We start from the raw sequence: 7,452 nt of genomic DNA, 5'->3' as shown, positions 1-7,452 counted from the left end.
TCTTGTCGGTTACCTGCCAATCGTCCATGACGTATTGCGCACGCTGCTTCACGCGCACCGAGGCGAGCGTGTTGTAGTGGCGGATATAGCCGTAGTAGCCGGTTTCGCCGCCCGGGTAATTGCCCGGCTTGTCGACGAACGGACTGTCGCTGATGTTGAGGTTCGGATCCTGTTTCGCGTACCACAGCTCGTAGCCGTCGCCACCGATGGTGGTGCCATCGTCGATGTCGTGCGAATCCTGATTATCGATACCGGCCGTAATGGAGTGGTTACCGATCTTGTAGTTCAGGTCGACGCGCAGGTTGCGATTGGTCGAGGTGTGATCCGGATTGTCGATCGTATCCAGCGTCTGGCCGTTGGTGATAGGCGTGCCGCCCGTGATCGCCGGGTTTTCCGCGGAAGAGTTTCCGATGAACGGCCCGGTGACGCCAGTGTTCGGCGGCTCGTTGTAATAGGTGAGCTTGGACTTGCCGTAGAGCGCGGTGAGCGTCAGGTCGTCCGTGATGTAGCTGGTGAACTTGGCCGTGTAGACCATGGCCTTGGTCTTGTACGTCGTGTCGGTGCTGACGAAATCGCCCTTGGTGTTCGTGTTGTAGTCGTAGTCGTACTCGTTACCGTTGGTGCGATGCGTCTGGCTGACGCCGGTCAGCTCGAGGATATTGCTGTCGTTGATGTTCCAGTCGATCTTGCCGTACCACTTCGGATCCTTGTACGTGTACTTCGTGTCGTACGAGTGGTTGACGTCGCCGATGCTGTTGCCTTCGGTGCGTGCCATTTCCAAGGCGGTGAAGATGTACAGCTTGTCCTTGATCAGCGGGCCGCCGGCATACGCGCTGACCGTGGAGGTCCACTCGTGGTTGTCGTCGTTGCGCTGTTCGATCGTACCCGGAGGCGCCGGGTTGCTGTGGCCGTAGGTGATGTTGCGCGCGTCGGCACGGGCGAAATCGGGTTCCCACAGCACCTGGGCGCCGAAGTGCCATTCATTCGTGCCGCGCTTGCCGACCTGGCTGATCACGCCGCCGTCCGAGCGGCCGTACATGGCGGAGTAACCGCCACTCAACACTTCTTCCTGATCCACGGCGCCATAAGGCAGGCTGATGCCACCGAAACCGCTGAGCGGATCGGTAGTGTTCATGCCGTTGATGTAATACGCGTTCTCTGTCACCGAGGAGCCCGAGAAACTGACCAGCGAGTTGCCCATGGCGCCCTTGAAGCCGCTGTAGCCGGCCACGGCGCCCGGTGCGAGCAGGGCGACGCCTTCAGCGGTGCGGGCCAGTGGCAGGCGGGCCATCTCTGCAGCGGTGATGACCGTGCTCGATGCGACGGTGGCGACGTCGATTGTCGGCAGGTTGTTCGCCGAGACGGTAACGCCTGACAGATCCTGAGCGCCGCTTGCATTGGCGGCAGCGCCGCCATCGAACGACACATCGGTAGCCGCACCCACGCGCAGCGTGACGTTGTCACGCGAGTCGACGACCTTGCCATCGGCTTTGAGCGAGACCTTGTACGTGGCCAGCGGCAACGCTTCGGCGACATAGCGGCCACGCGAGTCGACGTTGACTTCGCGGGTGATGCCGTTGCTACCTTCGATCAGGACGGTTTCACCGGCGGCCACGGGGGCCTGGCCGGCAATACGGCCGGACGTCGCCTGGCCATGGGCGATGCCGGTAAGAGAGGCCGCGACGGCGGCGCAGAGTAGGGTGCGTCGGAGGGTGATGCGGGAACTCATAGGGATGCTCCGGAAGGTCTTTTGACGTGACAGTGAGGTTTCAATCGATCTAAACGTTGGGTAGAACAGGGCCTTCCTGGCACTTTGTTGTTTCAGGTGGATCGACCAGGCCTGCTTGCGCAGGCCCGCAGGATCAGGCGTACTCGATCTCGCCGATGGCCTTGCCGATCGCGGCAATCGCCCGCGACTTCTCCGAGCGCCGGTCGGTGACCAGCACGTCGATGCGATCGGCGGGACACCAGGCAACGCGACTGCGCACACCGATCTTCGAATGATCGGCTGCGATCACGATGCGGCGTGCATTCGCGCACATGGCTCGCGCGATTTCGGCTTCTTCCATTTCAAAACTGCTGGCACCGGCTTTTGCCTCGATGCCCACCGGCGACAGGATCGCCAGGTGGGGTTGGTAGCGCGCTATCTCGGCGATGGTGCCGGAGCCGCCGGTGCAGCCAATCTGCGCGTTGAAACGGCCACCGAGCAGGTGCACCTCGTTGCCGGTACGCGCCGCGAAGCGTGCGGCGACGTCCACGGCATTGGTGACGATCGTGAGGCCGCTACGCGTGGCGAGCGCCTCGGCAACGAGGGTCATCGTGCTGCCAGCGTCCATGAAAATGGTCTGGCCACTTTCCACCAGGCTGGCGACTTTCTTCGCGATGGCGCGCTTCTCGCGCACGCGGGTTGCGTGGCGCACGTCGATCGGCGGTTCGTCGCCGGTGAGTACCGCGCCACCGTGCACGCGGCGGATCTCGCCACGCTCGGCCAGCTCGACGAGATCGCGGCGGATCGTCTCGCGCGATACACCCAGCTCCGTCACGATGCGTTCGACGGAAACCTGACCGCTGGTGCGGAGGAGGTCGCGGATGCGGGTGTGCCTTTCTTCATGCCACATGGCGTCGGTCCTTGAGTACGTGGAGGAGGAGGCGCATCGCCCCGAGGGCGAGTGCGCCGGCCACGACGACGCACATGGCGTACGCCGCGGCCTGGGCGAGGAACCCGTTTTCGTCCAGTCGCATGACGGCGACGGACGCAAGTCCCAGACCGGGTGTCACGAGGAAGATCACGCCCGACAACGTCACCAGCGAGCGCATGAACAGATAAAAGAAGGTGGAAATGGCCGCCGGCATGGCAAACGGCAGCACGGCGTCGCGCAGGACATGGCGCGTGTCGCCGCCGAACGACGCGACGGCATCCTCGAGCGCATCCGGCACCTGGCGCATGCCGGTCTGCATCGTGAGAAAGGCCTGTGCGTGGTAGTGGTAGAGGCTGCACGCGGCAACGATGGCGGCGCTGCCGTAGAACCATCCCGAGAGCGCGCCATGGTTGAACGTGAGCACGTAACCGAGGCCGAGCACCATGCCGGGTACGGCGGCGGGCAGCGATGCGAGGACCTGCAGCGGGCGAGCGACGCGTGGCGAGGCACGGCGCAGTCCCGCCGACAGCGCGAAGATCATCACGACGCCGACCACGGCGGCGAGCAGCGAGACGCCGAGTGACGTCGCTACCGGGCCGTAACCATCGGGCATGCCGCCGGTGTAATTGGCCAGCGTCAGCGTGCGATCGTAAGGCCATAGCTTGACGACGCTCACATAGGCCACGGTGCCGACCACCGCGACCACGGGCAACAGGGCGATCGCCGCCACCGTGCCGAGCACCGCGTCGCGTAAGGGATGATGCTCCGGTACGAGCGCGCGTCCCGGGCTCGCATCGCCACTGTCCTGTCGACGTTTCGCGAGGCGGCCAAGCCATACCGAAAGCAACGCCGGCGCCAGCAACACCACGCCGAGCGTGGCGCCCATGGCGAAGTCGAGCTGGCCGACCACTTCGCTGTAAATCTCCATGGCGAGCACGCGGTAGCTGCCACCGACGACCACGGCGCTGCCGAAATCCGTGAGCGTTTCGGTGAAGACGAGGAAGGCGGCGGCGAGCAAGGCGAAGCGCAGGCGCGGCAGGGTGACGTCGATGAACTGGCGCCATGGTGTCGCACCCATGGATGCCGCGGCATCGTAGTGGCGTGCCGGCGTGCGCTCCAGCGCTGCCGAAACGATGATGACGACCTGCGGCAGGCCATAAAGCGTATTGGCGATCAGCAGACCCCAGAGCCCGTAGATATCCGTCGGTATCCCGGTGAGGCGATGGACCAGGCCGTTACGGCCGAGCAGGCAGACCAGTCCGAGACCCAGCACCAGCGACGGCGCCAGCATCGGCAGCAGCAGCGCGCCGCGGATAAGGAACTTGCCGCGGAGGCGAGAGCGGTGCAGGGTCATGGCAAGGCAAAGGCCGAACGCCATCGTCGTAAACGTCGTGGCGACGCCGATGCTCAGGCTGCGAAGCGCCGCGCGAGGCAGGCCCGGATCGTCGAGAAGACGCCCATAGTTGGCAAGAGTGAATGCGCCGTTCGCATCGGTGACGCTGCGCCAGAGCACGGTCAGCAACGGGTGCACGAAGAACAACAACAGGCCAAGCAGCGGAAGCGCCAGTAGCAAGGCGGCGCCGAACCGCGGGCGGGCGATGGCACGGGGTGCGACGACGCTGCTCACGTACTCACCCACGCGCCGCGTACGGCATCGATCGATACGGTTTCGCCGCGAACGAGGGGGCTGCGGCCGGGCAGTTCGGCGAGAACGCGGCGGCCGCGCCACGCGATATGGGCGCGCGCCAGGTTGCCGAGGAAGGTGATGTCTTCAATGACACCTTCGCCGCGCGGATCCGCGTCGATGAGCAGGTCTTCGGGACGCAGGCAGAGTTCGAAGGTCGGATCGGGGCCGGGCGGCCGGCGTTCGAGGAAGGCCGGCAGGGTCTCGCGCACGAAGCCTGTCGGCAGCAGGTTGGCATGACCGATGAAGTCGGCGACGAAGCGCGTGCGTGGCCGCTCATAGAGACAGCGCGGCGAGCCGATCTGTTCGATGCGCCCGTCGTTCATGCAGACAATGGTGTCGGCCATGGCCAACGCTTCATCCTGGTCATGCGTGACCATGATGGTGGGGATGCCTAGCGAGCGTTGCAGGGCACGAATCTCCCCGCGCAGTTGGCCCCGGATAGCCGGGTCAAGCGCGGAGAGCGGCTCGTCGAGCAGCAGCATCGATGGATTGGCCGCCAGCGCGCGAGCCAGCGCCACGCGTTGCTGCTGGCCACCGGAAAGCTGGTCCGGAAACCGTGTGGCCAGCGTGCCCAGACCCACGCGCTCCAGCCATTCACCGGTATGGGTGGCGATTGCGGCCGGCGATTCGCCGCGCAAGCGCATCGGATAACCGACGTTGGCGGCCACGGTCATGTCGGGAAACAGCGAATACGATTGGAAAACCAGGCCCATGCGACGTTCCCGCGCGGGCAGGGCGGTGATGTCCTGCCCGTCGAGGATGATCCGGCCCCTGTCAGGCGCGGTCAGGCCAGCGACGATACGCAACAGGGTGGTCTTGCCACAGCCGCTGGGGCCGAGCAGGCAGACGAAATCGCTTTCGCCGGCGTGGAACGACACGCCGTCGAGCACGGTATGTCCGCTCCAGGCCTTCGCGATGTCATCGATGCGAAGATGCATTCCCCTCGTCTCCCCGGCAGCCGGCGCGTCAGCGCGTCAGCTGCTTGAACCTGGCAATGAGTGCCGCGCGCTCACGCGCGGCAGTGGCGAAATCGCGCGCGGGTAGCGTCGCGACGAGATGGGCAGGCAGGCCTTGCCGAAGTTGTTCGTCCGTGGGTTCGCTGCCTGGCGTGGACACGATCTCCTTGAAGCCTCGATATAACGCGGCGGCATCGGCCGAGGCTGTCCAGTCGAGAAAGCGCCTTGCCTCGGCGACGTGGGAGGCGCTCTTCATCATGGCCGAACCTTCGAGTTCGTAGCCCGCACCATCGGAGGGAATCACCATGGTCACCGGGTAACCCTGGCGAATCGACTGCATGGCGGAGAACGCGAACGAGATACCGATGGGGAATTCGCCGATGCGCGCCAGCTTGCAAGGTGCCGACCCGGAGAGCGTTTCCTGGCCGACATTGCGTGCGATGTCGGTGACCAGGCGCATGCCTTCGGCGTTACGCCCTGCATCCGATAGTGAGGAAAGCACCATGTAGCCGGTCCCCGACGATGCGGGATCGGGCATGGCGATCTGACCGCGATACATCGGCGAGGTGAGGTCGCGCCACGTATGCGGCATGGGCAATCCGCGTTCTGCGAGCGCATCCCGGTTGACGCAAAGCGCCGCAAGGTAGCCGGTCGGGGCGAACCACGTCGCATCGCTCCCTCGGAAGCTCGCAGGCATGCGGTCGATGTTGCTACCGTGCACCGGCGTGAGCAGGGCGGCGATGCGGGGGTCGAGCATATCGGTGACGGCCATCCCCCAGATCGCATCGTTACGTGGCTCGGCCGACTCGGCAAGCAAGCGTGCGGCGAGATCGCCGCTGGACAGGCGCAGCACGTGCACGTCGATGTCCGGCAGGGCCTTCTTTGCGGCAGCGAGATAGATGGCTATCTCGTCGCTCTCCAGTGCCGAGTAAACGGTCAGGTCACCGGCACGCACGCTACCGCATGCCGCGAGCAGCGCAAGAACGCTTCCGATTTGGCGGTATACGTGCATGGTTGCCAGTCCAGTCCCCAGGGTTGAAAGATGACACATCCTTGTGGCGATTTGGGTATATTTGCAAACATGGGGCATATGGTCCAGCAGAGAATTTTCGTTTTTGTCATCAATCCGAAACGTGCAAACGCTAGGTCGCGCACGTTTTTTTCAGCCCAGGAGTGTCGTTGATGGAATCGTTGTCCGCCGCGGAGCGGAAGGAATTCGAGGTGTTTGCCACGGGCATCGCCGACAATGCACGCGCCTTTTCGTTGCCCCGGTTCCGCCAGCCGGTCGACGTCACCCTGAAGGGTGACATGAGCCCCGTGACAGCCGTCGACCGGGGTGTGGAATCCATGCTTCGCGAACGTATCGGCAACGCGTGGCCCGATCACGGCCTGCTGGGCGAGGAATACGGCGCGACCCGTATCGACGCCGAGTTCGTCTGGTCGATCGATCCCATCGACGGTACGCGCAGCTTCATTTCGGGCTGGCCGCTGTGGGGTACGCTGCTCGCGTTGCTTCGCCACGGCAAGCCCATGCTCGGCATCCTCGACATGCCGGCACTCGACGAGCGCTGGATCGGCCATGTGGGTGTCGGCACGACGATGAACGGTGCGTTCTGCCGCACCAGCGGATGCACGGCGCTGGAAGCGGCTACCTTGTACACCACCACGCCCGACATGTTCACGCCCGACGAATGGGCGCGTTTCGACCGCACCAGCCGCGCCGCGTACACCCGTCGCTTCGGTGGCGACTGCTACGGTTACGGCATGTTGGCGTCCGGTCATATCGATGCAGTGATAGAAGCGAATCTTATGCCGTACGACTATCTGGCCATCGCGCCGGTGGTCCAGGCAGCAGGCGGCGTCATCACGGACTGGGAAGGCCGCACACTCGGCCTGGACAGCGGCGGTCGCGTGGTCGCCGCCGCGACACCGGCCCTGCATGCCGCCCTGATCGAATCGCTTGCCAAGGACTGAACCCTTTCATGGTTTCCCGCGATCGCCGTCGTTTCCTCCATGCCGCCGGGGCCACGGTGGCGGCGTCACTGCTCGCCCAGGGTTTTCCTGCTTCCATCGCGCGCGCCTTGGCGACACCGCCGGACCGACGAACGGGCACGATCGCGGACGTGGCTCACGTGGTCATCCTCATGCAGGAGAACCGCTCGTTCGATCA

The 7,452-nt window shown here is 64.7% G+C and carries 6 protein-coding genes and 1 pseudogene; 2 read left to right on the top strand and 5 right to left on the bottom strand.

Annotated elements, in window-relative coordinates:
• From AC1DT2_RS12365 to AC1DT2_RS12345, 5 genes are all read right to left on the bottom strand, one after another.
• The coding region (locus AC1DT2_RS12365; protein ID WP_477296543.1) for a TonB-dependent receptor at positions 1 to 1,729 on the bottom strand (1,729 nt) is incomplete at its 3' end.
• A 133-nt stretch (positions 1,730 to 1,862) separates the two neighbouring features.
• The gene (locus AC1DT2_RS12360; RefSeq protein ID WP_477296541.1) at positions 1,863 to 2,618 is read right to left on the bottom strand and encodes a DeoR/GlpR family DNA-binding transcription regulator; all 756 of its coding nucleotides are present in this window, start codon (positions 2,616 to 2,618) and stop codon (positions 1,863 to 1,865) included.
• Positions 2,608 to 4,266 carry an ABC transporter permease subunit gene (locus AC1DT2_RS12355; RefSeq protein ID WP_477296539.1) on the bottom strand — a complete coding sequence of 553 codons (1,659 nt, stop codon included), beginning with the start codon at positions 4,264 to 4,266 and terminating at the stop codon, positions 2,608 to 2,610. The genes AC1DT2_RS12360 and AC1DT2_RS12355 overlap by 11 nt, the downstream gene beginning before the upstream one ends.
• Positions 4,263 to 5,264 carry an ABC transporter ATP-binding protein gene (locus tag AC1DT2_RS12350; RefSeq protein WP_477296537.1) on the bottom strand — a complete coding sequence of 334 codons (1,002 nt, stop codon included), beginning with the start codon at positions 5,262 to 5,264 and terminating at the stop codon, positions 4,263 to 4,265. The genes AC1DT2_RS12355 and AC1DT2_RS12350 overlap by 4 nt, the downstream gene beginning before the upstream one ends.
• A gap of 28 nt (positions 5,265 to 5,292) precedes the next feature.
• On the bottom strand, positions 5,293 to 6,294 hold the full coding sequence (locus AC1DT2_RS12345) for an ABC transporter substrate-binding protein (protein ID WP_477296535.1): 1,002 nt from the start codon (positions 6,292 to 6,294) through the stop codon (positions 5,293 to 5,295).
• A 170-nt stretch (positions 6,295 to 6,464) separates the two neighbouring features.
• On the opposite strand from AC1DT2_RS12345, the gene AC1DT2_RS12340 reads away from it, so the two are divergent.
• Complete coding sequence (locus AC1DT2_RS12340; RefSeq protein ID WP_213948122.1) at positions 6,465 to 7,256, top strand: inositol monophosphatase family protein; 792 nt, start codon at positions 6,465 to 6,467, stop codon at positions 7,254 to 7,256.
• Between the two features lie 8 nt (positions 7,257 to 7,264).
• Positions 7,265 to 7,452: pseudogene (locus tag AC1DT2_RS12335) on the top strand (alkaline phosphatase family protein); the annotation flags it as partial.

The sequence above is a fragment of the Luteibacter sp. P4_E6 genome, assembly GCF_056401535.1.
The sequence above is the reverse complement of the archived record's forward strand: the minus strand, read 5'-3'. Positions and strand labels throughout refer to the sequence as shown.

Coding starts and splice junctions, on each gene's coding strand:
- AC1DT2_RS12340 (WP_213948122.1), top strand. CDS start 6,465: ATGGAATCGTTGTCCGCCGCGGAGCGGAAGGAATTCGAGGTGTTTGCC.
- AC1DT2_RS12360 (WP_477296541.1), bottom strand. CDS start 2,618: ATGTGGCATGAAGAAAGGCACACCCGCATCCGCGACCTCCTCCGCACC.
- AC1DT2_RS12350 (WP_477296537.1), bottom strand. CDS start 5,264: ATGCATCTTCGCATCGATGACATCGCGAAGGCCTGGAGCGGACATACC.
- AC1DT2_RS12345 (WP_477296535.1), bottom strand. CDS start 6,294: ATGCACGTATACCGCCAAATCGGAAGCGTTCTTGCGCTGCTCGCGGCA.